This window comes from Ruegeria sp. AM7 (assembly GCF_056535965.1).
Genome location: NZ_JBQFJE010000003.1, coordinates 1,832,277 through 1,858,036, shown reverse-complemented (window position 1 = coordinate 1,858,036; position 25,760 = coordinate 1,832,277). Strand labels below are relative to the sequence as shown.

General features: G+C 57.7%; 30 protein-coding genes and 1 tRNA gene. 15 read left to right on the top strand and 16 right to left on the bottom strand.

Annotated features, from left to right (window positions below):
* Positions 1-22: 22 nt before the first annotated feature.
* Positions 23-454: an MmcB family DNA repair protein gene (locus ACR3EG_RS13220; protein ID WP_480496355.1), complete on the top strand. Its 432-nt coding sequence runs from the start codon at positions 23-25 to the stop codon at positions 452-454.
* Between the two features lie 4 nt (positions 455-458).
* Here the strand turns inward: ACR3EG_RS13220 and ACR3EG_RS13215 are convergent, their stop codons facing one another.
* A complete protein-coding gene (locus ACR3EG_RS13215) occupies positions 459-647 on the bottom strand; it encodes a DUF6324 family protein (protein WP_480496353.1) in 189 nt (62 codons plus the stop codon).
* Positions 648-724: 77 nt separating this feature from the next.
* Between ACR3EG_RS13215 and ACR3EG_RS13210 the strand changes: the two genes are divergently transcribed.
* Together ACR3EG_RS13210 and ACR3EG_RS13205 are read left to right on the top strand one after the other, a co-directional pair.
* Positions 725-1,207 carry a GNAT family N-acetyltransferase gene (locus tag ACR3EG_RS13210; protein ID WP_480496351.1) on the top strand — a complete coding sequence of 161 codons (483 nt, stop codon included), beginning with the start codon at positions 725-727 and terminating at the stop codon, positions 1,205-1,207.
* Positions 1,208-1,254: 47 nt separating this feature from the next.
* Positions 1,255-1,331, top strand: a tRNA-His gene (locus ACR3EG_RS13205).
* Between the two features lie 78 nt (positions 1,332-1,409).
* On the opposite strand, the gene ACR3EG_RS13200 is transcribed toward ACR3EG_RS13205, so the two are convergent.
* From ACR3EG_RS13200 to secG, 10 genes are all read right to left on the bottom strand, one after another.
* Complete coding sequence (locus ACR3EG_RS13200; protein ID WP_480496349.1) at positions 1,410-2,216, bottom strand: ABC transporter permease; 807 nt, start codon at positions 2,214-2,216, stop codon at positions 1,410-1,412.
* Positions 2,213-3,100 (bottom strand): ABC transporter permease, encoded by an 888-nt coding sequence (locus ACR3EG_RS13195; RefSeq protein WP_209196700.1) that lies wholly within the window; start codon positions 3,098-3,100, stop codon positions 2,213-2,215. Before ACR3EG_RS13195 ends, ACR3EG_RS13200 begins: the two co-directional genes overlap by 4 nt.
* A 72-nt stretch (positions 3,101-3,172) precedes the next feature.
* Positions 3,173-3,886, bottom strand: coding sequence for a transporter substrate-binding domain-containing protein (locus ACR3EG_RS13190; RefSeq protein WP_170352757.1), 714 nt, complete (start codon positions 3,884-3,886; stop codon positions 3,173-3,175).
* A gap of 32 nt (positions 3,887-3,918) precedes the next feature.
* Complete coding sequence (locus ACR3EG_RS13185) at positions 3,919-4,695, bottom strand: ABC transporter ATP-binding protein (RefSeq protein WP_170750574.1); 777 nt, start codon at positions 4,693-4,695, stop codon at positions 3,919-3,921.
* 125 nt (positions 4,696-4,820) lie between these two features.
* The gene (locus ACR3EG_RS13180; protein ID WP_480496347.1) at positions 4,821-5,573 is read right to left on the bottom strand and encodes a phosphate/phosphite/phosphonate ABC transporter substrate-binding protein; all 753 of its coding nucleotides are present in this window, start codon (positions 5,571-5,573) and stop codon (positions 4,821-4,823) included.
* Entirely contained in the window at positions 5,570-6,007 is a 438-nt protein-coding gene (locus ACR3EG_RS13175) for a tellurite resistance TerB family protein (RefSeq protein ID WP_170352759.1), read from the bottom strand. The genes ACR3EG_RS13180 and ACR3EG_RS13175 overlap by 4 nt, the downstream gene beginning before the upstream one ends.
* 20 nt (positions 6,008-6,027) lie before the next feature.
* Positions 6,028-6,477, bottom strand: coding sequence for a tellurite resistance TerB family protein (locus ACR3EG_RS13170; protein ID WP_170352760.1), 450 nt, complete (start codon positions 6,475-6,477; stop codon positions 6,028-6,030).
* Positions 6,478-6,600: 123 nt separating this feature from the next.
* The gene (locus ACR3EG_RS13165) at positions 6,601-7,377 is read right to left on the bottom strand and encodes an isocitrate lyase/PEP mutase family protein (RefSeq protein ID WP_480496344.1); all 777 of its coding nucleotides are present in this window, start codon (positions 7,375-7,377) and stop codon (positions 6,601-6,603) included.
* A 94-nt stretch (positions 7,378-7,471) separates the two neighbouring features.
* A complete protein-coding gene (locus ACR3EG_RS13160; protein ID WP_480496342.1) occupies positions 7,472-9,115 on the bottom strand; it encodes a CTP synthase in 1,644 nt (547 codons plus the stop codon).
* A gap of 161 nt (positions 9,116-9,276) precedes the next feature.
* On the bottom strand, positions 9,277-9,642 hold the full coding sequence (gene secG / locus ACR3EG_RS13155; RefSeq protein ID WP_170353144.1) for a preprotein translocase subunit SecG: 366 nt from the start codon (positions 9,640-9,642) through the stop codon (positions 9,277-9,279).
* A 150-nt stretch (positions 9,643-9,792) separates the two neighbouring features.
* On the opposite strand from secG, the gene nthA reads away from it, so the two are divergent.
* The 5 genes from nthA (at position 9,793) to ACR3EG_RS13130 (ending at position 13,167) form a co-directional block, all read left to right on the top strand.
* Positions 9,793-10,407 (top strand): nitrile hydratase subunit alpha, encoded by a 615-nt coding sequence (gene nthA / locus ACR3EG_RS13150; RefSeq protein WP_480496340.1) that lies wholly within the window; start codon positions 9,793-9,795, stop codon positions 10,405-10,407.
* A complete protein-coding gene (nthB, locus tag ACR3EG_RS13145; protein WP_480496338.1) occupies positions 10,404-11,081 on the top strand; it encodes a nitrile hydratase subunit beta in 678 nt (225 codons plus the stop codon). The genes nthA and nthB overlap by 4 nt, the downstream gene beginning before the upstream one ends.
* The gene (locus tag ACR3EG_RS13140; protein WP_480496336.1) at positions 11,078-11,416 is read left to right on the top strand and encodes a nitrile hydratase accessory protein; all 339 of its coding nucleotides are present in this window, start codon (positions 11,078-11,080) and stop codon (positions 11,414-11,416) included. The genes nthB and ACR3EG_RS13140 overlap by 4 nt, the downstream gene beginning before the upstream one ends.
* Positions 11,417-11,629: 213 nt before the next feature.
* Entirely contained in the window at positions 11,630-12,925 is a 1,296-nt protein-coding gene (locus tag ACR3EG_RS13135) for an adenylosuccinate synthase (RefSeq protein WP_480496334.1), read from the top strand.
* A complete protein-coding gene (locus ACR3EG_RS13130; protein ID WP_170352767.1) occupies positions 12,925-13,167 on the top strand; it encodes a DUF2842 domain-containing protein in 243 nt (80 codons plus the stop codon). The genes ACR3EG_RS13135 and ACR3EG_RS13130 overlap by 1 nt, the downstream gene beginning before the upstream one ends.
* A gap of 7 nt (positions 13,168-13,174) precedes the next feature.
* On the opposite strand, the gene ACR3EG_RS13125 is transcribed toward ACR3EG_RS13130, so the two are convergent.
* Together ACR3EG_RS13125 and ACR3EG_RS13120 are read right to left on the bottom strand one after the other, a co-directional pair.
* On the bottom strand, positions 13,175-13,738 hold the full coding sequence (locus ACR3EG_RS13125) for a GNAT family N-acetyltransferase (protein WP_170750590.1): 564 nt from the start codon (positions 13,736-13,738) through the stop codon (positions 13,175-13,177).
* A 185-nt stretch (positions 13,739-13,923) separates the two neighbouring features.
* Positions 13,924-15,615, bottom strand: coding sequence for a hypothetical protein (locus ACR3EG_RS13120; RefSeq protein ID WP_480496331.1), 1,692 nt, complete (start codon positions 15,613-15,615; stop codon positions 13,924-13,926).
* A 153-nt stretch (positions 15,616-15,768) separates the two neighbouring features.
* Here ACR3EG_RS13120 and ACR3EG_RS13115 point away from each other — a divergent pair, with 153 nt between their 5' ends.
* A complete protein-coding gene (locus ACR3EG_RS13115) occupies positions 15,769-16,446 on the top strand; it encodes a thiamine diphosphokinase (protein WP_480496329.1) in 678 nt (225 codons plus the stop codon).
* Here ACR3EG_RS13115 and ACR3EG_RS13110 read toward each other — a convergent pair.
* Genes ACR3EG_RS13110 through ACR3EG_RS13100 form a run of 3 tightly spaced genes read right to left on the bottom strand, consistent with a single transcriptional unit; the run spans position 16,391 to position 19,427 of the window.
* Complete coding sequence (locus ACR3EG_RS13110) at positions 16,391-17,305, bottom strand: DMT family transporter (protein ID WP_480496327.1); 915 nt, start codon at positions 17,303-17,305, stop codon at positions 16,391-16,393. The genes ACR3EG_RS13115 and ACR3EG_RS13110 overlap by 56 nt on opposite strands.
* Before the next feature lie 45 nt (positions 17,306-17,350).
* Positions 17,351-18,724 carry an L-serine ammonia-lyase gene (locus ACR3EG_RS13105; protein WP_480496325.1) on the bottom strand — a complete coding sequence of 458 codons (1,374 nt, stop codon included), beginning with the start codon at positions 18,722-18,724 and terminating at the stop codon, positions 17,351-17,353.
* Between the two features lies 1 nt (position 18,725).
* Positions 18,726-19,427 (bottom strand): glutathione S-transferase family protein, encoded by a 702-nt coding sequence (locus ACR3EG_RS13100; protein WP_480496323.1) that lies wholly within the window; start codon positions 19,425-19,427, stop codon positions 18,726-18,728.
* Between the two features lie 166 nt (positions 19,428-19,593).
* On the opposite strand from ACR3EG_RS13100, the gene rpiA reads away from it, so the two are divergent.
* The 6 genes from rpiA to ACR3EG_RS13070 all read left to right on the top strand — a co-directional run bounded on the left by rpiA (position 19,594) and on the right by ACR3EG_RS13070 (position 25,751).
* A complete protein-coding gene (gene rpiA, locus ACR3EG_RS13095; RefSeq protein WP_480496321.1) occupies positions 19,594-20,379 on the top strand; it encodes a ribose-5-phosphate isomerase RpiA in 786 nt (261 codons plus the stop codon).
* A gap of 101 nt (positions 20,380-20,480) precedes the next feature.
* Positions 20,481-21,839 carry a glutathione-disulfide reductase gene (gene gor, locus ACR3EG_RS13090; RefSeq protein ID WP_480496319.1) on the top strand — a complete coding sequence of 453 codons (1,359 nt, stop codon included), beginning with the start codon at positions 20,481-20,483 and terminating at the stop codon, positions 21,837-21,839.
* Between the two features lie 72 nt (positions 21,840-21,911).
* Complete coding sequence (gene hflK, locus ACR3EG_RS13085) at positions 21,912-23,057, top strand: FtsH protease activity modulator HflK (protein ID WP_170352776.1); 1,146 nt, start codon at positions 21,912-21,914, stop codon at positions 23,055-23,057.
* Positions 23,057-23,935: a protease modulator HflC gene (gene hflC / locus ACR3EG_RS13080; RefSeq protein WP_480496317.1), complete on the top strand. Its 879-nt coding sequence runs from the start codon at positions 23,057-23,059 to the stop codon at positions 23,933-23,935. Before hflK ends, hflC begins: the two co-directional genes overlap by 1 nt.
* Complete coding sequence (locus tag ACR3EG_RS13075) at positions 23,935-24,129, top strand: DUF2065 domain-containing protein (protein WP_480496315.1); 195 nt, start codon at positions 23,935-23,937, stop codon at positions 24,127-24,129. Before hflC ends, ACR3EG_RS13075 begins: the two co-directional genes overlap by 1 nt.
* Positions 24,130-24,260: 131 nt before the next feature.
* Positions 24,261-25,751, top strand: coding sequence for a Do family serine endopeptidase (locus ACR3EG_RS13070; RefSeq protein WP_480496313.1), 1,491 nt, complete (start codon positions 24,261-24,263; stop codon positions 25,749-25,751).
* Positions 25,752-25,760 lie beyond the last annotated feature (9 nt).

Genomic DNA, 25,760 nt, shown 5'->3' with positions numbered 1-25,760 from the left:
ACGAATTGTTCACATTTTCCCAATGACATTGGACCTACAACCCGGCCAGAAGCTAGCACGCGGCGTGGCGCGCCATCTCAGCGCGCACGGTTTTGTTTCTGTTGAGGAATTCGTGCCGGCGCGCGGGTTGCGTGTGGACGTTATGGGGTTGGGCCCCAAGGGTGAATTGTGGGTAGTGGAATGCAAATCCAGCCGGGCCGATTACCAATCGGACTCCAAGTGGCAGGGCTATTTGGAGTGGTGTGATCGGTTTTTCTGGGCCGTGGATACAGATTTTCCGACCGAGCTGTTGCCGCCTGAGACGGGGCTAATTATCGCCGATGCCTACGATGCTGAAATAATTCGAATGGCACCCGAGGATAAACTGGCACCAGCACGTCGCAAAAAGATGATCCAGAAATTCGCCACAGATGCGGCCCGGAGACTACACGCGTTGCGCGATCCAAGGCTTTGATACTTCAGCCTTTAACAGCCAGAGCAGCCTGAGCAGCAGCACGGATTTCTTCCGCAATCTCTTCGGCTTCGTCCGGTTCAAAGTCCATCGGAATCTCGACGCCATCCGCCTCAATGAACAGGCGTACCATACCTTGATCGGTTGGGCCGATCTGCAGATTTGCCTGAATGTCACGTTCGGTATTGATGCTCATTTGCGCCTCCGGGGATGAGGGTCTGTGCTAGCGCGCAAAGACTTGAGAATCAAGACAGAGATGCGCTGAGATACAGTATGAACGATGTAGAAATCAGACCCTTTCGCGCGTCAGATGTGCCTTGGTTGGTCGAGCAGCACGCAATCCTATACGAGCGCGATGAAGGGTTCGACAAAAGCTTTGCCCGGTTGGTGCACCAGATACTTGACGAGTTTGTGGCCAGTCATGATCCCAAATGCGAACGCGGTTGGGTGGCCGAGCAGGCAGGTGATCGCCTTGGGAGTATTTTTTGTGTCCGGCCAGATGAGGACACAGCAAAACTGCGGCTTTTTTTCCTGGTGCCAGAGGCGAGGGGGAAGGGGCTTGGCAAACGCTTGTTGCGCACCTGTATGAACCACGCGCGTGCTGTTGGTTTCACACAGATGTCGCTATGGACCCATGAAAGCCATAGGGCGGCTTGCGCGCTTTATAAAGCTGAAGGGTGGCATTTGACGGACAGCAAACCAGTGCATTCCTTTGGGGTCGATCTTGTCGAACAAAGCTGGAAAATTCGGCTTTAATCCTCTTGCATTCCCCCGGCGCGTTCGGTAAATCGCCCCTCACGAGTGCCGCCTTAGCTCAGTTGGTTAGAGCGCTGGATTGTGGATCCAGAGGTCCCCTGTTCAAGCCAGGGAGGCGGTACCATTTCCTCGAAAAACGCGAAAAAAGAAACGCACAGGGCAGAGCCGTGCGCGTGTTGTGTTGCGAAAAGGTGCGCCGGGGTCAGCGCACCAGATTCAGCCTCAGCTTCATTTTACTGCGTTTGGCAACCGGAAGATGCCGGTTCAGATGCTTGTTGACGCGGCCAAATCCCCAGATCACGGCCAGTGTCAGCAGGATGAAGTAAAAGGCCAGAATCGGGTAGGGGACAAACGGATTGAAAGTCTTGTCCGCGAAATATCCCGCGTAATACAGAGCGTCCCCGCGCTGCTGCCAGACCGGGAAGGCCGAGAAGAAGACCAGCGTGGTTGCGTGGAACAGAAAAATCGCCTCGTTGGTGTAGGCAGGCCAGGCCAGCCGCAGCATGGTGGGCCAGATGATGCGGCGGAACCTTGGCCAGCCGGTCATGCCATAGGCGTCTGCGGCCTCGATATCGCCCTTGGGGATCGAACGCAGCGCGCCATAGAAGATCTCGCCCGAATAGGCGGCCGTGTTGAAGAACAGCACGATCAGCGCGCCCAACCAAGCGGATGTCAGGGCGTCGAGAAACGGAAAGCTCTGTTTGAGCGACAGGAAGAAGAAATAGGCAAAGAAAAACTGGATAAAAAGGGGCGAGCCCCGGAACAGGAAGATGAACCATTCCGAAGGTTTGCGCAGCCATTTCTTTGTCGACGCTTTTCCCATGGCCAGTGCAGTGGCCAGAAAGAACCCGGTGATCAGCGCCATGATGCCGAAATAGATATTCCAGATCATGCCCGAGCCAATCAGGGTAAAATGTTCGCATAGCGTGAAACCATCGCGTGGCAGCAACCGCTCACCAATCCCGATCGAACGCAGGCCGTAATCCTGAATAGTCTGAAGACAACTCATGCCGTCGTCTCCTTACGCAGCAACTCTCCGCCTGAGGTGGCCTGACCGTGGGACAGTCGGCGCATCAGGCGTTCCAGGCCAATCTCGGACACGCGGGTCATTCCGAGGTAGAACACCAGCAAAGCAAGGAAGTACCACATACGCCAGTCACCATGGGGGTATTGGGTGAATTTCGGGTTCTTGATCGCGCCCAGCTCACGTGCCCAGTAAACGATATCTTCGATGCCCAACAGGAACAGAAGTGGCGTGGCCTTTATCAACACCATCCATAGGTTGGATAAGCCGGGCAGGGCATAAACCCACATCTGAGGAACCAGAACGCGCCAAAAGGTCTGGCGATTTGTCATGCCATAAGCAGCGGCCGTCTCTAGTTGTGCATGGGGAACCGCGCGCATACCGCCAAACAAGACGTTCGCCGCAAAGGCACCAAAAACGATCGAAAAGGTAATAACGGCCAGAAAGAACCCATAGGTTTCGTGGACCCATTCAGGGGATGTGCCCAGCGGCAGTTTTGCCGCCTGACAGACGATAAAATCATTGCCTTGCCTGATCGGATCCGTCCATTCGGGGCACAGAACTTTGTGTCGCGTCCATTCGAACGCCTGATCCAAAGCGATTACGAAGAACATGAAAAAGGCAATGTCAGGGACACCGCGCACGACGGCGATGTAGCCTTTGCCAAGCCATGCCAGCGGCAAAAAATGAGATCGGGCCGCCATCGCCCCAAGAAAGCCAAACCCCAATGCCACAGGCGCGGTGATCGCCAACAGCAGCAGAACCTTGAAGAAGGACAGGTAGAACAGCCAATGGACACCGTTGGTCAGGTAACAGGAGAACCAACGGACCGTGCCGAGCGTTTCGGGGTCAGTGCAGAACGAAAAAATGGCGGGCCTCTTTGACTTGCAAGGGCTCAGATGCGGCGCGCCCTGTGATCGGGCGCTCCGCTGAGGTTTGGATTAGAAGGTCGAAGACACTTCCCATTTGGTGATAAGCGCGTTCAAGCTGCCGTCATCCTTCATGGATTGGATCGCCGTGTTGAACTTTTCTTTCAGCTCACCGTCGGATTCGCGGATGCCCATACCGACACCGCCGCCCAGCGGCACTTCGTCACCAACGAATACCATGCCCGAGCCGTCTTCGGTGAAGGGCGCCAGGAAGGATTTATCCGCCAGGACTGCATCCGCCTCACCATTCTGAACGGCTGCGATTGTTTCTTCGGGGCTGGCGAATTCGACCAGAGTCGCGCCGGAATCAGCGACATAGCCCGCCTGAATGGTGCCGGTCTGCGCAGCGATCACACCACCGGCAAGATCAACGCCATCGGACATCGCGACATAAGCAGACGGATCCGGCGGCGTGTAGTTTTGGGTGAAGTCGATGACTTCGTCACGTTCGTCGGTGATCGACATACCGGCGATGATGGCATCGTAGTTGCCCGACACCAGGTTCGGAATGATCGAATCCCAATCGTTCTTGACCCATTCACATTCCAGGTTGGCGCGTTTGCACAGCTCGTCGCCCAGCTCACGCTCAAACCCGTCGATTTCGCCTGCATCGTTGACGAAGTTCCACGGAGCATAGGCGCCTTCCGTGCCAAGACGGACGGTGTCCGCCATTGCCATACCAGCGCCGAGCGCCAGGGCTGCTGTGGTCAGAATCAGTTTTTTCATTGGTTACTCCCCAGTTTGGTCCTGTCCGTTTATTAGGCCGCCTGTGTGGCGGATAGAAAGCCCTGAAGCCTCTTGGATTCAGGGGTGGTGAAGATGTCCTCCGGCAGACCTTCTTCTTCGATGAGGCCCTGATGCAGAAAGACGACATGGCTTGAGATATCAGCCGCCATCTTCATGTCGTGGGTCACAATGATCATAGTACGCCCTTCGGCGGCCAGATCCTTGATCACCTTAATTACTTCTTGCTCCAACTCGGGGTCCAGCGCCGATGTCGGTTCGTCAAACAACAGGGCTTCAGGCTCCATGCACAGCCCGCGCGCGATAGCAGCGCGCTGTTGTTGGCCGCCAGAAAGCTGGGCCGGGTAGACGTCGCACTTGTCGCCAATGCCCACTTTTTCCAGATACTTGCGGGCGCTGTCCTCGACCTCGGCCTTGTCACGCCCCAAAACGGTAACAGGGGCTTCCATCACGTTTTGCAGGATGGTCATGTGAGACCACAGGTTGAACTGCTGGAAAACCATCGACAGGTTTGTGCGGATACGCAGAACCTGCTTAGGGTCTGCGGGTCGGCGGTGATGGTCGCTACCTGTCCAGCGCACGGGTTCGCCCTTGAACAGAATCTCACCCTGCTGACTGTCTTCCAACAGGTTGCAGCAGCGCAGCAAAGTGGACTTCCCGGACCCGGACGAACCGATAAGCGATACGACGTCGCCCCGTCTTGCCGTAATATCCACCCCTTTCAGCACCTCAAGATTGCCGAAACTCTTATGTAGGTTTTTGATCTCGATGACCGGAGTGGAATCTGTCACGGGCGACCTAAGTGTTGTTGGTGTTGGTGCGGTACTAGGACTTAAATTTTAGCTCAATGCAATGCGCAAATGACACGATTGGGGGGCGAAACCGTCAAATTGACCAGACGTTCTGGTCAAATCGGTCAGGGAATAAGCTGCTTGACCATGTTCGGAGAGGGGTTTGGAGTAGCAAGATAGTCTTGCGCAGGTATGGTGATCAGGTCCAGCAGATGCAAAGCATTGCGGTCGCGGGGCGGCAGAGCGTTGATTGCGTGTCGGACAGCATTGGCCACAGCGGTCGCGTCCTGTGTGCCCGAGGTGACATAGGGCAGGGCAGGGGTAGGTTCTGTCGCGTCAACATCACGCAGTTCCGTTCCCAATTTTGTATGTTCTTTCAGAATCAACCACGTGAGCGCATCCAGTGCCGCAAAATCAGCTTCGCCTTCAGCCACTGCGCGGGCCGACATGGCGTGAGATCCGGTTTCCAGACCGGACAGGGGACACAATCCCATTCTTTCAAGATGAACCAAGGGGCCTGCCCAACCGGACTGAGACGTCGCCTCGTTATAGGCGAAGGTGCCTCGGGAAAGGTCAGCAAGCCCGCGTGAATCCCGGGCGCGTGCCACAAATACCGATCGATAATGACCCGGCGGACAGCCAGACAGGCCATAATCGGGCGTACCAACCAACTGAACGTGACCATATAGCCGCGTGCGAAAAGGCATCCCGCAGGTCTGCGCGAACAACAAGGCAGGGTTTAGCCAGATATCCCAGGGTTCCGCATCGCGTGTAAGTTCAACCGGGCCGTAACCCAAAGTTGAGCGAATCAACGACCAGTAGCGGTCGTTGGCAGGCCGCAAGCTGGGCAAGTCGTACATGCCCAGCGCAGCGATCACGACTTGGCGGCCTTCTGTCGGGCCAGTGCCGAGTCTACGTCACTGACGCCCAAAAGACTTACCACAAGCCGTAAGAGCGAATCTTCTTCACCCGTCCGGTGTCCATCCGCCAAAGCAACCGACCACAGGGCCTGAACGACCGCGAGACGGTCATCATAGGCAACGGCTTCTTTAATGGCACGTGTAAAACGCACAGTGTCCGGTGCCTCGGCTTCAAGATCTTCGGCACGGGCGCGCAAACCGGCGGCCTCGAAAGGCGACAGGCCATAGCGTTCCATGGATATCCGGTCGATACGGGACATCTCGCTATCGGCATAATCATTGTCAGAACGTGCGATCCGCACCAAAAGGGCCGTAAGCGCCAGGCGCGCATCATGATCGGGCAGCGGATCGGGCTGCGGGTTTGTCAGGCGGGACAGAAAATCACTAAACATGCGCCAGATATAAAGCGCCGTCAGGTCTCTTCCAAGCGTCTTTGCACGCGGCCACGGGCGGCTTGACTGTCATTATAGCTTAGACCCATCGCAATCCGGGCCTCTTCGACGATTTTCATTTCGCCTTCGTCCGAGCTGCCATCGGCCAAAACGACTTCCCATAGTGCGTCCAAGGCGGCGAGACGTTCATGCAGATCGGTGGTCTCACGGATCAGCTTGCCGAAAGTGTCCGTCTCAGGGGCGGCGGCGTGCAATTTCTCGCAGGTTGCGCGAACCTTGGCGGCCTCGATCGCGTTGTGCTGATATAGCCGCGCCAGAATGCGGTCGATCAGGCTGATTTCTTCCAGCTTATAGTCCCTATCCGCCTGCGCCACGCGCACCATCAGCGCCCCTAGCGCAAGCTCTGCATCAGGGTCAGGCAAATTGTCGTGTTGAGGCGGTCGGAACGCCTGAAAAAACTTTTTCAACATATCGCGAGGTTATTCTATATTTGGTAGCCCGCCAAGCACGGACTACCTGTCATAGCCATCCGTGATCATCAAGCCACCATTGACGAAAACAATACGCGAAAAAGCGCCAACAAAGCTCGGTTTTCAACCGCCTTGCTGTAATGCCGCGCCTGCTTGTTCCTGCAACCAGCCCAGCATTTGGCGATAGGGTACGGGGCCGTAGCTGATACGTGCCACACCAAGCGAGGCCAGAGTCGCCGTATCAGGCGTTCCGGGCAATGCGATAATGTTCACCGGCAGTTCGGTCGATTCGCAAAGCCGAGCGATCAATCCTTCGTCCTTAAGACCCGGCGCGAAGAACCCGCTTGCCCCTGCATCTGCAAAGGCGCTGGCCCGTGCAATGGCCTCATCCAACATCGCATTGTCATGCTCTTCTGGCTTGGCCTTCAAAAACAAATCTGTGCGGGCGTTGATGAAAGCCGGAACGCCTGCCACGTCGCTTCCTTCACGCATCGCAGCCACCCGCGCGGCCTGGGTTTCAATGTCATAAAGATCATTGGTTCCAATAATTTGATCTTCGAAGTTAAAGCCGACGATTCCAGTCTCCAATGCACGCTGGACGTTGGCCGCAATTGCTACAGGGCTTTCGGCATAGGCACCTTCGAAGTCCAAGGTCACAGGCAAATCGACAGCTGAGACGATGCGACTGACATTGTCCAGCGCAAAGTCCATCGGGATATTCTGACCATCGCCGAACCCTTGAGCCATTGCGACCGGTGCACTGCCTGTCGCAATTGCCTTGGCACCGGCATCGCGCACGGCACCGGCGCTACCCGCGTCCCAGATATTGTAAAGGATCACCGGTGTGCCTTTTTGGTGCAGGGCAGCGAAACGTTCCGCTTGTTTGATCTGATCGGTCATGGCCGGTCTCCTGTCTCGTGTTCCACGGACAGTTAACCCTGTAAACAGGTGTTTCGAACAGAAAAATCCGAAACACCTGTCACGTTAAGGTGACTTAAACCAAGCGCGAAGTGTCCTTAGCGGCGCGGACGAAATCGCGAAACAAAGGGTGCGGATCAAACGGCTTCGACTTGAGCTCGGGGTGGTACTGAACGCCGATGAACCATGGGTGATCGGACCATTCGACAATCTCGGGCAGACGGCCATCGGGCGACATGCCCGAGAAGTTCAAGCCCGCTTTTTCAAGTTGTTCGCGATATTTGATGTCGACCTCATAGCGGTGACGGTGACGCTCCTCGATATTTGTGCCGCCGTAGACTTCTGCCACCTTCGAGCCCTCGGCCAGAACCGCATCATAAGCGCCCAAACGCATGGTGCCGCCCTTGTCGTCACCCACTTTGCGTTCGACCTTGTGGTTGCCCTGCACCCATTCTTTCAGGTGATAGACAACTGGCTCAAAACGCTTTTTCCCGGCCTCATGGTCGAATTCCTCGGACCCGGCCTCAGTGATGCCGGCAGCGTTGCGGGCGGCTTCGATCACGGCCATCTGCATTCCCAGACAGATACCCAGATAGGGCACTTTGTGCTCGCGGGCATATTGCGCCGCCTTGATCTTGCCCTCGGTGCCGCGCTCTCCGAACCCGCCAGGGACGAGGATGGCGTGGAACCCTTCCAGATGGGGCGCGGCGTCTTCGGTATCGAATACCTCGGCATCGACCCACTCGACCTTGACGCGGACACGGTTCGCCATGCCGCCATGGGTCAGCGCCTCGGCGATCGACTTATAGGCGTCTTCCAACTGAGTGTATTTACCTACAATGGCGACTTTGACCTCGCCTTCGGCGTTATGGATGCGGTCGCTGACATCTTCCCATTTCGCCAGATCGGGCTTGGGCGCAGGGCTGATCTGGAACGCATCCAGAACCGCCTGATCCAGACCTTCGCGGTGATAGGCGAGCGGCGCGTCATAGATGGTCGACAGGTCCTGCGCCGCGATCACGCTGTCGGGGCGCACATTGCAGAACAGCGCCAGCTTCTCACGCTCTTTCTTCGGGATCGGGCCTTCCGAGCGGCAAACCAGAATGTCGGGGGCCAGACCGATCGAGCGCAGTTCCTTGACCGAGTGCTGGGTCGGCTTGGTTTTCAACTCGCCGGACGCTTTGATGTAGGGCAGCAGCGTCAGGTGCATGAACATGCACTGACCGCGCGGCTTGTCCTGGCTGAACTGGCGGATGGCCTCGAAGAAGGGCAGGCCCTCGATATCGCCCACGGTGCCGCCGATCTCACACAGCATGAAATCGACCTCATCCTCGCCAATGGCGATGAAATCCTTGATCTCATTGGTGACGTGCGGGATCACCTGAATGGTCTTGCCCAGATAATCGCCACGGCGTTCTTTCTCCAGCACGTTAGAGTAAATCCGGCCTGAGCTGACCGAGTCGGTCTTGCGCGCAGCAACACCTGTGAAACGTTCATAGTGGCCAAGGTCCAGATCGGTCTCGGCGCCATCGTCGGTGACGAACACTTCGCCATGTTCAAAGGGCGACATCGTGCCGGGATCGACGTTCAGGTAGGGATCCAGCTTGCGCAGGCGAACCGAGTAGCCCCGCGCCTGCAACAAAGCGCCCAAAGCCGCCGAAGCCAGCCCTTTGCCCAAGGACGAAACCACACCACCGGTGATGAAAATAAAACGCGCCATGTTGTTCGGCTAGCTCCCGTGAGACGTCAAAATCAGCTGCCCGACGGTTTACGAAAAACCGCTGCATCACGGGACTTCACACATAAAGGATTCGCGCCCAAAGCGCAAGAGAACCGCAAGATGCTGTTGCAGTTCTCTTTCAGATTTCTAGGTTTTGTGGATCAGTTCGCTTGCGGGATCAGCGGCGCATTGTCGCCCTGTGCCGGAGGCAGCAGATCATCCGCCGACGGAACTGCCGGTGTGCTTTCCTCGACCGGAGCAGGGGCCGGAACGCCCAGACGGTCGATGACCGAACTGCCCGAGGATTTTTGCGCGGCCAGAATGGTCAGCGTGATCGAAGTGACGATAAAGCACGCCGCCAGAATCCATGTGACCTTGCCCAACGCAGTCGCTGCCGCGCGACCGGTCATGGCGCCGCCACCGCCGCCACCCATACCTAGGCCACCGCCTTCGGACCGCTGCATCAGAACAACGGCGATCAGGCCCAGAGCCAGAAGAAGATGGATGATGAGAACGACGTTTTCCATGGTGGTCCTGTACAGCGTGGCGTGTATCGCGTGGTACTTATGCAAGTTTGGTTCCGGGGGCAAGTCAGGACTTTGCATCACACCCCATGATGTGTCCTATCACAGCAAAGGGACTGGACAGATCGGCGAAAGCTGGCGCACCCTGCCGCCATGCCTCATGACGATCACGACCACCCGCACGCCCTTTTGCCACCCGAACCCGCCCTGCGCGTCAAGGCGCTTGAGACGATTCTGACCCGCAAAGGGTTGATCGATCCGGCGGCGCTGGATGAGATCATAGATACCTACCAAAACAAGATCGGCCCCCAGAACGGGGCTCGGGTTGTTGCAAAGGCTTGGCTGGACCCGGATTTCAAACGTGCTTTGATTGAAGACGCCACGCCCGTTGTCGCCGATCTGGGATTCTATGGCCGTCAGGGCGAGCATATAGTCGTGGTCGAGAATACACCCGAACAGCACAATATGGTCGTTTGCACGCTATGCAGCTGCTACCCGTGGCCCCTACTGGGAATCCCTCCGGGCTGGTACAAATCCGACGCCTACCGCGCCCGCGCGGTGCGCGAACCGCGTAAGGTGTTGGCCGAGTTTGGCGTTACCCTGTCGGCTGAGACAGCCGTGCGGATCTGGGATTCAACGGCCGAGATTCGCTATCTGGTCCTGCCGATGCGCCCCGACGGCACCGAAGGGCTGGACGAGGATGCCCTTGCCGCGCTCGTGACCCGTGACAGCATGATCGGCACCGGCTTGCCCAAGGTGTCGACATGACCCGCGTACATGACATGGGGGGCCGCTTTGGAGATGGCCCGATCAACCCCGAGCCTAACGACGCCCCGGTCTTTGCCGAGGATTGGCACGGTCGCGCGCTGGCGGTGACGCTGGCCGCCGGGTTTCTGGGGCAGTGGAACATTGATACATCGCGGCACGCCCGAGAGAGGTTGTCGCCCAAGGATTATGCTCGGTTCTCCTACTATGAAAAGTGGATCTCCGGCCTTGCCGATCTGTTGGTGGAAAAGGGCGTTCTGACTCGCGAGGATTTGTCAGAGGCGGGCTCAGACGATCCGCACCCGCTGGCAACACGGATGCTGAAGGCTGAGGCAGTGTCAGCCGCGCTTTCCAAAGGCGGTCCGGCAGATCGCCCATCGGACGTGCCGGTCGCGTTCGGGATCGGGCAACAGGTGCGCACCGCCCACCCTACGGCCAATCGCAAGGTCGATGGTGGGCACACGCGCCTACCGATTTATGCCTCTGGCGCAACAGGGCGCATTCTGCGTCTGCACGGCACCCATGTGCTGCCCGATTCCAGCGCGCATGGTTTGGGCGAAGCGCCCGAGCCGCTTTATGCGGTGGTTTTCCCGGCATCAGAATTATGGGCAGACCCGGAGAACCCAAGTGATGAGGTCGTGCTGGACCTGTGGCAAAGCTATCTGGAGCCCGCATGACCGCTTGCCCAACCCTCAGCGCCCCTGAACCCGCTTTCTCAGCACCCTGGCACGCACAGGTTTTTGCCGTGACCGTGGCGCTGAACGAGGCCGGACGATTCGACTGGCCCGATTGGGCAGATCGGTTTTCGCGCACCCTTAAACAACACGGCCTCGAACGAGAACTTGACGGGGGCGATGACTATTTCAACGCGTGGCTGGAGACTCTTGAAAACCTGCTTGCCGATCAGGGCACGGCGGCATCTGATGAGATATCGAACCTGCAGTCCGCATGGGAAGAGGCGTATCTGACAACGCCGCATGGGCAACCTGTGCATTTACGGCAAAGCGGGTAGGGGGCTCTGCCCCCGCCGCCCGGTCCGGGCGACTCCCCCGAGGTATTTGGGGCCAGATGAAGCAGGGGATCCGCTCTTCATCTGGCTATAAATACCTCCGCCGGAGGCAGCGCGCGCAGCGCGGTTCAAAACTGCGGCGAATTATCGGTTTCCCTGCCGCGTTCTCCTCGCTATACGAGCGAGGTTTGATAATTCAGCGCAAAAGGACCGGGTATGGCCAATGTGGTTGTTGTCGGCGCCCAGTGGGGTGACGAAGGAAAAGGCAAGATCGTCGACTGGCTCAGCGAGCGGGCAGATGTGATCGCGCGTTTTCAGGGCGGGCACAATGCCGGGCATACTCTGGTCATCGAAGGCGAGGTCTATAAGCTGCACGCGCTGCCCTCGGGCGTTGTGCGGGGCGGTAAGCTGAGTGTGATCGGCAATGGCGTGGTGCTGGATCCGTGGCATCTGCTCAAGGAAATTGGCACCATTCGCGCGCAAGGTGTCGAGATTTCCCCCGAAACCTTGATGATCGCCGAGAACACGCCGCTGATCCTGCCGATTCATGGTGAGCTGGACCGGGCGCGCGAAGAAGCCGCCAGCAAAGGTACCAAGATCGGCACCACCGGCCGTGGTATCGGCCCGGCCTATGAAGACAAGGTGGGTCGCCGCTCTGTCCGTGTTGCTGATTTGGCCGATGAGGCGACGCTGGAAGCCCGAGTAGATCGTGCGCTGCAGCATCATGATCCGTTGCGCAAAGGACTGGGGATCGAACCTGTGGACCGCGACGCGCTGATTGCGCAATTGAAAGAGATCGCGGCGGCAATCCTGCCCTTTGCGGCTCCGGTCTGGAAGGTACTGAATGAAAAGCGCAAAGCCGGTAAGCGCATTCTGTTCGAAGGCGCGCAGGGAGCCCTGCTGGATATCGACTTTGGCACCTACCCGTTTGTGACCTCTTCCAACGTGATTGCAGGTCAGGCTGCCACGGGTGTTGGTATCGGCCCGGGTTCGATCGACTTTGTTCTGGGCATCGTGAAGGCCTATACAACCCGCGTGGGCGAGGGTCCGTTCCCGACCGAGTTGGACGACGCAGATGGGCAACGTCTGGGTGAGCGTGGACATGAGTTCGGCACCACCACCGGGCGTAAGCGCCGGTGCGGCTGGTTTGACGCCTGTCTGGTCCGCCAGACCTGCGCGACCAGCGGTGTGAACGGCATCTCGCTGACCAAGCTGGATGTTCTGGACGGGTTTGAGACGCTGAAAATCTGCGTCGGTTACGATCTGGATGGCGAACGTCTGGACTATCTACCCACCGCCGCGGATCAGCAGGCACGCTGCACACCGATTTACGAAGAAATGCCGGGTTGGAGCGAATCCACCGAAGGCGCGCGCAGCTGGGCCGACCTGCCGGCGAACGCGATCAAATATGTGCGCCGGGTCGAAGAACTGATCGAATGCCCGGTTGCCCTTTTGTCTACCAGCCCGGAGCGGGATGACACCATTCTGGTGACCGACCCGTTTGCCGACTGATGAGCGATAACGAGAAAACCGGCCTCAGCTATAAAGCCCGGCGGCGGTGGTCGCTGGTGCTTTTGCTGGTTGGATTGCCACTGTACATCGTCGCAGTTGTGACTGTGGTCAACTGGTTGGACCGCCCACCGATTTGGCTGGAATTCCTGATCTACGTGGTGCTCGGTATTCTTTGGGCGTTGCCATTCAAATTCGTATTTAAGGGCGTCGGAAAAGAGGATCCGGATAATCCGTCTGAATAGGGCGGTTCTAACGGCCGCCCCTGACCTCAATTCTCGGCCAGGTCAGGATGGCCCGAGCGAGGGCGTGGTATTCACCCGAGATTTCTTCGACCAGGCTGAAAGGCGTTGGCCATGGGGGGGTCAGGGTTGCCTCAACCTGACCCGTGACCAGCTTTAGGTCGGCTTTGTGTTTAGACGCCAAGCGGCGCATTCTTTGGTTGGTCGCCAAACACATCATGTGAACTTCGCGAAACCCGCGATTTCGGGCGGCGGCAATGATCCGGGATAAAAGCGCGTCGCCGATGCCTCGGTCCTGCCAGGCGGTTTCTACGGTAAAGGCTAGCTCAGCCACCTGATTTTGGCGGTCTGGTACTGTTCGCAATTCCCCAACGCCGCGCAAACAGGAATCGGGAAAAGCACCGTATACCAAAGCACCGTCATCAAAGATCCGGCTTAGATAAGCGTCCAGGAAGGTGCGACTAACCGGAGCACCAAATCGCGATGCGAGTGCATCGGTGTCCAGGCTGTTGAAATGGCTTGTAACTTTCGGCGTATCGTAAATTCTTAGTCGTCGAATTGGTAGTTCATACATGGCTTGGCCTCTGCTTGAACCGTGTCTATAGGACTAGTTTCTACGTTTTCGATACTATCGTTTTTCTGCGCTGCAGCATAGCTGACGTATCGTCATTCCCGCATTAATCCGCCGAGGATTGGAAAAGGCATAAAAAAGAGGCCCGAGAAAACTCGGACCTCTTTAATCTGGGTGTTTACTGGCCGTCAGCCGGCAGCGCGCTCGTCATCATCGGGCCGGAACCCGATCTGAGTAGAGGCCGCGAACCGACCACCCCCGGCTTTTTCGATTTTGCCGTCGCGCAAAAGCTGCCCAAACGAGCGTAGGCTCTCTTCGCGATTGAACTCATCCTGCTTCAATGAGCGAATTTTGTTCATAAGCTGCGGACGCGAGAATTGCTCCTGACCTTCGACAAAGGACAAGTAGGACGCTGCGGCCTCTAGAAGGTCCGGCAGGGATTGGGCCCCCTGTTCCTGAGCATAAAGGGCAAATCCGCCTTCTTCGGTCGCGTTGTCTTGTTCCTGCGCTCGGACGCGGCGTGGGGTTACAGGGTCGTCAGATGATTCTTGTGTATCAACGCGCTGTTCAGCGACCAGTTTCAGTGGGGCCAGTGCCTCGGGCTGCGGACGCGTGCTTGTTACCTCAACCTCAGGGCGGCGGGGGCTGATGGACGAGGTCATATCCCGGTACTCGTCCTCATCGGAGTCCGCCAGAGTGCTTTCAGGTGCTTTGCCACTGCGTTCGGCTTCAGTGGCCGCGACGGCAGCGCGTAAATGCGAATAGGTCTCGCGTTGGTCGCTGGATGCGGGGTCGTCCATTTGGACGTCGGCTTTGTCCATCAACCGCGACACGTCCTGGTCCATTCCGGATACGTCTGCGCCAGAGTCTGCAGCGCGCCGTGCCAGGAACTCTTCAACGTTCGAAATTTCGCTCAGTAGGTCTTCTTCGTCGTTTGCCGTCAGGAAACCTTCGGGAAGTACTTCTTCGTCTTCATCCTCGGTCGCGGCCTCGTCATCCATGGCGTAATCGCTGAGGATATTCACGATTTCTTCGTCTTCCTCAGGTGCATTGTCTTGAGAGGACGGTTCGTCGCGAAGATCGGTTTGTTCGAATCCGACGGCTAGTTCGGTCTCTTCTTGTGCCTCTAGCGGTTCCTGCGCTACGGGCGGTTCGTTCACCCCAGCGGGTTTATCCATCGCAGGTTTCTGGTCTGGTTCCGCATGATCTCCGAAGCCCGGTTCTTGTTGGAAAGCGGTGGGGTCTTCCTGTTTGGGTTCTTCCAGGGTTTCCTCGAAATTGGCGCCTTGAAAATCAGAGGCTTCAGTCTCAAGAGTCGGGGTGTCTTGAACCTCTTCTTCGAAATCCGAAGAGCTTAGGGTTCCAGCCGCAAACGCGGCGTCGACAGCGTCGCTGGGGCCGGCATCGGCGTTCATCAGCGACGTTTCTTCGTCCTCGGCGTAGATGACTGTGTTTTCGTCGGTATGAGAAACCACGGCTCGAATGCGCTGAAGCTTGGCGGCAATACTGTCTGCTGCGAGTGGCTCTGCGTTTGATGACGGGTCAGTTTCGGGCACAGTTGGTTCTTCCGCATGTGCCGTGGGCGTTGGGAGCGGGGCAGAAGCGATAGGTGCGGGCGCGGGCTGATCTGTCGAGCGTAATACAAGCCCGTGATCGTCATGGCTGGCTTCGATCCGCCGCGCGGCATCACGCTGCGCAATACGCGCCAGCATTTCCGCATCCGGCTGAGGGGGCTCCGATCCGAAATAGCGATCTTCCGCAGCCAGATCGCGGAAGTACTCTGCAATCGCCTTCATCGTCTCGAAAGAGTCGTCGAAGCCTTCCAATGTGCATGAGAAGGTGCCGTAGGAAACGGTCAATACCTTGTTATTCTGTACCATCAGACGCACGTCCTTTACAAACTACGAGAGCCAACCCACCCGTCAGAAGGTATAGCTGTTGACCCAGAACTATGCCCATGAACCTATCATTTTGTGGTCTCAATGTGTCCAAATCCGGGAAAAATGATCAATCTAGGAAAAAATATACCGATTGTGCGTACAAACGAGCCAGTTTTGTTGGTCGGCGGTGGACAAATCGGGCCGGAGGATCTGAATCAGACGCTGATTCGCGCCAATTGCGTCGTCGCTGCTGACGGCGGGGCAAATCACTTGATGCGATCTGGGCTGGTTCCCGATGCCGTAGTCGGGGATTTTGATTCGCTTGAAGCCGTTGCAGAGGCTCAGATTCCACCAGATCGACTGTTTCGGATTTGTGAACAGGATAGCACGGATTTCGATAAGGCCCTACGCAGCATTGATACGCCTTTGGCGCTGGGCGTCGGCTTTCTGGGAGGGCGACTGGATCACCAGCTAGCAGTGCTTAACACTTTGTCTGTCAGACAAGATCGGCCTTGTATTTTGATCGGATCGCATGAAGTCGTATTTCATGCGCCGCCTCAGATCTCGGTCAATTTAGGATCGGGCGATGTGGTTTCATTGTTTCCATTTCGGCATGTAACGGGGCGGAGTCAGGGGTTGGAATGGCCCATAGACGGTTTGCAGTTTGCTCCGAATGGGCAGATTGGGACGTCCAATCGTGCGGAGTCTGATGTGGAGTTGCAGATGGACGGGCCGGGTATGCTTGTGATGCTGCCGCGCGACGCTTTGGATCAGGTCATGCAGGCGTTTCTGTCGGGGCAGACCGGGCGCTGGCCCGCTCTCTTAGAATGACGTAAAGCCCCGAAACGATCGTTATGGAGATGCCAACGGCGGCGATGCCGTTGGGCAGATCACGGAAGATAAACCAGCCGAACAGGGTGGCCACCGGTATCTCAAGATATTGCATTGGGGCCAGTGTGGCCGAGGGCGCATAGCGCAGCGACCACGTCATGAACAGATGTGCCACCGTACCCAGCAGTCCAATGGCCCAAAGCAACACATACGTGTTGCCGGTCGGTGCGATCAAAGACAGTTCCCATGCACCCGCGGCGGTTCCGATCAGAAGAAACGGTAACATCATCATCGAGGCCATAACGCCAGAAACCGCTTGCAGGGAAATCGGATCGGTCTGTTTGGCGATTTGCCGGGTGACCAGCATGAACAAGGCGAAGACAACGGCAACTACAAGCGGCAGCAAAGCCGCTGCGCCGACTTGCGCAAAGCTTGGCTGGATGACAAGCAAAGTACCAATGAACCCTACGATACACGCAATCAGGCGGCGCAGGCCCACTTCCTCTCCCAGCACGTATTTACCCAGCAAAAGCATGATGAAAGGCATAACAAAGACAATGGCGACCGCGTCCGCCAAAGGCAGGTATTGCAGAGACGTAAACATCGCGCTGATGCCGATGATGTGCAGAATTGTCCGCACAACCGTCAGCCGCAGCGCGCGGCCGTGCATCTTCCAAGCACGTCCAGTCAACGCAACCAGAGGTGCCAGCACCAGCGCCTGAACGGCAAACCGGACGAAGACCAGCATGGCGACCGGCGTTGTCTCGCCCAGCAATTTGGCCATCGCGTCGCCTGCAGGGGCGAGGATGCAAAAGCCAAGCATCAGCATGATGCCAAGAACGGGGCGATCGACTGTCATATCGATTACGCTAAGCCGTTTAAACGGCCGATGAAAGCCGAAGCGTCAGCAGTTCGGTACGTTCACAGCAAGACCGCCCAACGAGGTCTCTTTGTATTTCTCGTGCATGTCATGGCCGGTTTGGCGCATGGTCTCGATCACCGCATCCAAGGGCACAAAGTGATGACCATCCCCGCGCAGCGCCAGTGACGCTGCCGAGACGGCCTTGATCGCCCCAAGCCCGTTGCGTTCGATGCACGGCACCTGCACCAATCCTGCGACCGGGTCACAGGTCATGCCCAAATGGTGCTCCAGTGCGATCTCGGCGGCGTTTTCTACCTGTTCGGGCGTTCCGCCCATAACCGCGCACAACCCTGCAGCGGCCATGGCAGACGCACTGCCCACCTCGGCTTGGCATCCGGCTTCAGCCCCAGAAATCGAAGCGTTGAACTTGACCAGCCCTCCGATGGCCGCAGCAGTCAGAAGAAAGTCTTCGATGCGGCTTTCCGAGGCGCCCGGCACGTGGTCCAGGTAATACCGCAACACGGCAGGCAGAACTCCGGCAGCGCCGTTGGTTGGGGCGGTGACCACCTGACCTCCGGCGGCGTTTTCCTCGTTCACGGCCATGGCGTAAACGCTCATCCAATCGTTGATTGTATGAGGCGCGTTCAGGTTCATGCCGCGTTCGGCCTGCAGCGCATCGTGGATACCCTTGGCCCGGCGACGCACATGAAGACCGCCGGGCAAAATGCCGTCGGTGGTCAGGCCGCGCTCGATGCAATCATTCATCACTTGCCACAGCCGCGCAGTGCCTTTGGCAAAACTGTCTGCACAGCCGCGCGAGATTTCGTTGGCGCGCTTCATTTCGGCGATGCTTTTGCCGCTGGTCTTGGCCATGTCCAGCATCTCGACCGCCGACTTGAACGGGAAGGGCACAGGAGCACCTTCGTCAGTCGCTTTGCCCTCGGCCAGTTCTTCTTCGGTCAGAACAAAGCCGCCACCGATCGAGTAGAAGACCTGGCGCAGGATGACGTCGCCTTGTGCATCGGTGGCCATCAGGATCATGCCGTTTGCATGGCCCGAAAGGTGATGTTCATAGTCAAAGATCAAGTCAGTCTTAGGATTGAACTCAAGCGTGGGTAGCCCCTCGGGGGAAACACTATGCGTCTCATGGATCTCGGCCAGCGCAGCCTCGGCCATGTCGTGGTCGTAGGTATCGGGTACAAATCCAGCGAGGCCCAGAATGGTTGCCCGGTCAGTTGCGTGTCCGACGCCGGTGAACGCCAGCGAACCATGCAAAGACCCACGCAGCCCCGTAAACTCGAAGGGCGACGCCCGCATCTGGTCTAGAAACCGCGCAGCGGCGACCATCGGCCCCATTGTGTGCGACGAAGATGGGCCGATGCCCACTTTGAACATATCGAAGACTGACAGGAACATATCAGATAGCAGAGCCTTCCGGAGGGTTAGCGTATGTGGGTGAGGTAAAGGGTGTGACCCCCAACCCCTCGGCCGCGATTGCGGCGCGCGTTGCAGGGCGGGTTTCCAAGTTCATCAGGATGTGCTGCAGGTGCGGTGTATCTGCCAGTTGGTACCAACTGTGATCCGAGCCCGTAGGATACAGCGCCATCCATCTCATCATACATGCAATGTAATAGGTCAGGGCAGATGGTGCGTCTGCCCGAAACCACTGGGGCGCGCCTGCGGCCACGGATTCAAGCAGTTTCAGGTGATGGCGCAGGCGAGGCCGGATGCCTTCGCGCAGTGTTTCAGCCTGAACTGCATCAATGTACTTGTCCGCGTAGAACAGAATCCGCATGTCGGCATGCAAGGTGTTCGAAGCAAAGAATAGCCATTTCAGAAACGCGGCGCGGTCCGGACTGTCGGGGGCGGGGGCCATCTGTTTGTGCGTGTCAGTCAACCACAGCAGAATAGCGGCGGTTTCAAAAACCGGCCCTTGGGGCGTTTCTAGAACAGGGATCAACCCGTTGGGATTAAGCGCAAGATACGCGCTGCTGGCTTGCTGATTTCGGGCGCGGTCAACCAATATGGTATCGAAGGGCAGTCGCATCTCCTCCAGCACCAGCCGGATCACCAGCGAGGCGTTGTCAGGGGCGTAGTGAAGGCGATATCGCGTGTCCATGAAACCTATCTATACCGTACATCAATTCCCGAAAGTCTCGATTGCGACGTTTCCCATAGGAAACGCGTAGTTTGGCATTGCTTCGCTTAGGAATTGGCGGATTCGGTCTCGCAGTTGGTGCAGTCCTTCCGTATAAGTTTCGGCAGCAAAACAGGGGGATGCTGCAATGACCGTAGGGATGTCACCCATCGACACGGCAAAATACGTCGCCGCGCGCCGTGCAGCCGACATGGTTCAGGACGGCATGCGGGTTGGGTTGGGCACCGGGTCGACAGCTGAATGGATGGTCCGCCGGTTGGGCGACAGGGTGCAGAAAGTGGGGTTGAAGATCAAAGGAGTTCCAACTTCGACCCGGACAGCCCAACTGGCGCGCGAGGTCGGGATTGAGGTTGTCTCGCTGGATCAGGCTGGATGGCTGGATATGACGATCGACGGTGCCGATGAGTTTGATCGGGAATTAAACCTCATAAAAGGCGGCGGTGGCGCGCATTTGCAGGAAAAGATCGTGGCGACCGCCAGCGACCAGATGGTGGTTATTGCGGATGCGGGCAAACAAGTCGAAACGCTGGGCGCTTTTCCTTTGCCCTTGGAAGTTATCCCCTTCGGCTGGCAAACGACCCGAACTTTGGTGGAGGAGGTTTTGGACACGATGGACGTCCTTGGAACCTCGACGACCCTGCGTCTCAATGGTGAAGCTCCGTTTGTTACAGATGAAGGCAACCATATCCTTGATCTGCACCTGCAACGTATCGGAAACGCCCGACAGTTGGCGTTGGTTCTGAACCAGGTGCCGGGCGTCGTCGAGAACGGGTTGTTTATTGATATCTGCGACAAGGTTGTAGTCGGGCATGGAAATGGCCGAGTAGAAATCCGGGATATCAATGAAGGAACGGTCGAGACCGAGCATTCGCCAGACAACAGCGAGAACCTATTTCTGGATATAGCGGACTAAACTTGGCCCGATGACGGATTTTTTGGGCGACCAAGGGTTGGCAGTGCGGTATTCGACCCCAGATACTCAACGAATTTTGGCCTGACAAAAAGGAACTCAGGATGAGCTTTGACTATGATCTTTTCGTCATCGGAGGCGGCTCGGGCGGGGTCCGCGCAGCGCGTGTGGCGGCGGGCGAAAACGGGGCTAAAGTAGCCTTGGCCGAAGAAGATCGCTATGGCGGCACCTGTGTCATTCGGGGCTGTGTGCCCAAAAAGCTGATGGTTTTTGCCAGCGAGTATTCGGGCATGGTCGGTGACGCGCAGGCCTATGGTTGGGATATCCAGCCCGGCGCGTTTGACTGGGATACGTTCCACGGCAAGCTGGTGACTGAACTGGACCGGCTGGAAGGTATCTACCGTAATATCCTGAAAAACAACGGCGTCGAAAGCTTTGACCAGCGCGCACATATCGTTGATGCGCATACGGTCGAACTGGCCGACGGTACCCGCAAGACCGCCAAGCACATCCTGATCGCCACCGGCGGTCGCCCGGTTGTGCCGGACTTCCCTGGGTCAGAGCTTGCGATCACATCGAACGAGATTTTCCACCTGCCGAAACTGCCCGAAAGCATTCTGATCGTTGGCGGCGGTTATATCGCCAGCGAATTTGCCGGGATCATGAACGGGTTGGGCGTGAATACGACTCAGTTCTATCGCGGCGCGCAGATTCTGCGCGGCTTTGACGAAGAGGCGCGCGGTCTGATCTGTGAAGAGATGCGCCAGAACGGCATCGACGTGCGTCTGGGCACCAATGTGCTTGAGATGACGAAAGAGGGCGACAAGATTCGCGTCAAGGCCACCGACGGCACCGAGGATCAGTTCGACGTGGTCATGTACGCCACCGGTCGTGCGCCCAATGCAGATAACCTGGGGCTTGAGGCCGTTGGTGTTGAGCGTGGCCGTAAGGGTGAGATCATCGTTGATGAATACAGCCAGACCGGCGTGCCCTCGATTTATGCCATCGGGGATGTGACTGATCGTGTAAACCTGACCCCGGTTGCGATCCGCGAGGGCATGGCTTTTGTGGAAACCGTGTTCAAGGGCAACCCCACGCCCGTGGACCACGACCTCATCCCCACCGCCATTTTCACCCAGCCCGAAATGGGCACTGTGGGCCTGAGCGAGGAAGATGCCGCCGCGCAGGAACCGATTGAGGTGTATGCTACTTCGTTCAAGCCAATGCAAAAGGCGTTTGCAGGTGGTACTCAGAGGGTTCTGATGAAGCTGATCGTGTCTCAGGCGACACGCAAGGTTCTGGGCTGTCACATTGTCGCCCCCGGCGCAGGTGAAATGATCCAGCTGGCCGGAATCGCCGTAAAAATGGGCGCGACCAAGGAAGATTTTGATCGAACGGTTGCGGTTCACCCGGTCATGGCCGAAGAGCTGGTGACAATGCGGCAACCTGTGCGCACTGCTTGATTTGCAACCGCGCGCACACAAGTTACAAGGGAACCCGTGATCACACGGTCCAACACAAGGGAATAGATACACATGGCGGGCAACAGCGGTGGCCCCTGGGGGGGCGGAGGCTCATCCGGCGGCGGAGGAAATCGGGGTAACAACGGGAACGGGCAACGCCCGCCCGAAGGCGATGGCCCGCAGATCCCCGAGATCGACGAGCTGATGAAAAAAGGGCAAGAGCAGCTGCGCGTTCTGATGGGCGGTCGTGGTGGCTCGGGCCGTGGCGGCAATGGTCAGGGCAGCGGGGGCGGCGGTCCCATCTTTACCAAAGGGACCATAGCAATTGGCGCGCTGGTCGCGGCCGGACTATGGGCGGCTGCAAGTTTTTACACCGTGAAACCAGAAGAGCAGTCGGTAGAGCTTTTCCTGGGCGAGTTCTCCTCTGTCGGGAATCCCGGTCTTAACTTTGCCCCGTGGCCCTTTGTAACTGCCGAAGTCATCCCGGTTACGCGAGAACAGACCGAGGATATGGGCGGTGCACGCGGTAGCGATGATGGTCTTATGCTGACCGGCGACGAAAACGTTGTAGACATCGACTATCAGGTTGTCTGGAACATCAACGATCCGGCGAAATACCTGTTCAACCTGCGTGATCCCCGCCAAACCATCCAGGCTGTGTCGGAATCGGCGATGCGTGAGATTATTGCTCAAAGCGAGCTGGCACCGATCCTGAACCGGGATCGTGGTATCATCGGTGAACGCCTGCAAGAGTTGATCCAGTCGACGATGGACAGCTACGATTCGGGCGTAAACATCATCCGTGTGAACTTTGACAAAGCCGACCCGCCGCAAGACGTGATCGCCGCCTTCCGTGACGTTCAGGCTGCCGCACAAGAGCGGGATCGATTGCAGAACGTTGCTGACGCCTATGCCAACCAAGTTTTGGCGGAAGCCCGTGGTGAGGCCGCGCAGGTTCTGGAACAGGCCGAGGCGTATCGCGCTCAACAGATCAACAGCGCACAGGGTGAGGCCAGCCGTTTCAGCGCGGTTCTGGAAGAATACAGCAAGGCACCTGAAGTGACGCGCAAGCGCCTGTATCTGGAACGGATGGAGCAGGTTTTGGGAGATGTCGACAAGATCATCCTTGATGAGAACTCGACCGGTTCGGGGCAGGGGGTTGTACCTTACCTGCCGTTGAACGAACTGCGCCGCAACTCTGGGCAGGAGAGCAACTGATGCGTAAATCACCCATTATCCTCATCATCCTTGTAATTATCGGCGTCCTTGGACTGTCTTCGATCTTTATCGTTGATGAGCGCGAACGTGCTCTGGTTCTGCGGTTTGGCCGAGTTGTCGATGTCAAGGAAACGCCGGGCCTTGCCTTTAAACTGCCGATCTTTGATGAGGTCGTGCGCTATGACGACCGCATTCTGTCGATCGACGTACAACCGCTTGAGGTCACGCCTCTGGATGATCGACGTCTGGTGGTCGATGCCTTTGCCCGGTACCGGATCGCGGACCTGAACCAGTTCCGTCAGGCTGTTGGTACTGGTGGCATCCCGGTTGCCGAAAATCGTCTGGATAGCATCCTTCGTGCCGAGACCCGTGAGGTTCTGGGTTCGGTGTCGTCCCGCGATATTCTTAGTTCGGACCGGGCCGCACTGATGCTGCGCATTCGCAACAGCGCGATTGCCGAAGCACGCGCGCTGGGTGTGACTGTTATCGACGTACGTCTGAAAGCAACAGATCTGCCGCAGGCCAACCTTCAGGCGACTTTTGACCGGATGAAAGCCGAGCGGGAGCGTGAGGCCACCGATGAGCGCGCTCGTGGTAACGAGGCGGCGCAGCGTGTGCGGGCGCAGGCTGATCGTACTGTGGTTGAACTGGTCTCGGATGCAAACCGCGAGGCCGAGATCATTCGTGGTGAAGCCGACGCCGAACGCAACGCGATCTTTGCCGAGGCCTATGGCGTGGATCCTGAGTTCTTTGAGTTTTACCGTTCCCTGTCGGCCTATGAACGGGCGCTGCAGGGGGGCAACAGCTCTTTAGTTCTGAGTCCGGACTCTGAATTCTTTAACTATCTGAAATCGCCTTCCGGCCAAGGCGGTCGGTAATGGGCATGATCCTTCTGGCCTTCGGGCTGGTGTTGATTGTCGAGGGGCTGGCCTATGCGCTGGCCCCTTCGCTTATTGAGCGTATGCTTGATGCGCTGCGTGCGCTGCCCGAACAAGCACGGCGACTGGCGGGGCTGCTCTGTGTGGTCAGTGGATTGGTGCTGCTGTGGGGCGCGCATCAGGTCGGGTTTTAACACAGGGTTTTCACTTGCCGGTGATTTCTCCGCGATCCTCAGTTGCGGGCTTGGCCAAACCGACTACATTGGTTGCCAAGGAGGAACGCCCAAGGGCGATCCAGTTAGAGTTGACGACAAGGAGTTCCCAAGTGCAGGCACAAGCGCGCAGTATTTCCGTCCGGCGGGACGAGGTTGTTGGTTTCACGCGGCTGATGTGGTTGGCCTTTGTCGGTATGCTGTTGGTGCTGGCGCAGACCGTCGCCGCGCAAGCACGGGGCGAAAGCCTTGCTCCTCTGGCCGAAAAGATCAGCCCGGCGGTGGTCAACATCACAACGTCAACTCTGATCGAAGGCCAATCCGGTCCTCAGGGGATCGTACCCGAAGGGTCTCCGTTTGAGGATTTTTTCCGCGAATTTCAGGACCGCGGGAATGATGGTCAGAACGCCCCGCGCCGCAGTAATGCGCTGGGCTCGGGATTTGTGATTTCTGAAGATGGGTTCATCGTAACCAACAATCACGTCATCGCAGAAGCCGATGAAATCCTGATCGAGTTCTTCCCCGGCGATGGTCAGCCTGTAAAAGAGCTACCCGCTAAGGTGATTGGCACCGATGAGAAAACCGATATCGCGCTTCTTAAGGTCGAGGCGTCGGGGCCGCTGCAATATGTGCAGTTCGGTGACAGCGATGTGGCCCGCGTGGGCGATTGGGTGATTGCAATGGGTAACCCGTTGGGTCAGGGATTCTCGGTCTCGGCCGGTATCGTATCTGCGCGCAACCGGGCGCTCAGCGGATCGTATGATGACTACATTCAGACGGATGCCGCAATTAACCGGGGTAACTCGGGCGGTCCGCTTTTCAACATGGAGGGCGAGGTCATCGGAGTGAACACCGCGATCCTTTCGCCCAATGGCGGCTCGATCGGGATTGGTTTTTCGATGGCGTCAAACGTCGTGATCAAGGTCGTGGACCAGCTGCGCGAGTTCGGTGAAACGCGCCGTGGTTGGCTGGGTGTGCGCATCCAGGACGTCACCGAGGATATGGCCGAGGCGATGGGTCTGGACAAACCGGGCGGCGCGCTGATCAGTGACGTGCCGGATGGTCCGGCCAAGGACGCCGGGCTGCTGGCAGGCGACGTGATCCTCAGCTTTGATGGGGTCGAGGTCGAAGATACCCGTGGTCTGGTCCGTCAGGTTGGAGAGACCACAGTTGGCAAAGCAGTCCGTGTTGTGGTGCATCGCGACGGCGGAACGCAGACCGTTCTGGTGACGTTGGGCCGCCGCGAAGACGCTGAGCGGTCTGAGAGCAGTGAAGAAGATGCGCCCGAAGCGCCGGTTGAAGAAAACGCCGATATTCTGGGCCTGACCATCTCACCACTGACGGATGAGCTACGGTCAGATTTGGCCTTGGATGCAGAGGCCGAAGGTCTTGTGGTGACCGAAGTTGATGAAGCGTCGGAAGCCTATGCCAAAGGTTTGCGCGCTGGTGACCTGATCACTGAGGCCGGGCAGCAAAAAGTGACATCGATTGAAGATTTCGAAACGCGCATGGTGGAAGCAGGCGAAGCAGGGCGCAAATCGCTGCTTCTGCTGGTACGCCGCGGCGGAGATCCTCGCTTTGTCGCGCTGAGTCTGGAACAGTAATCAACTTGC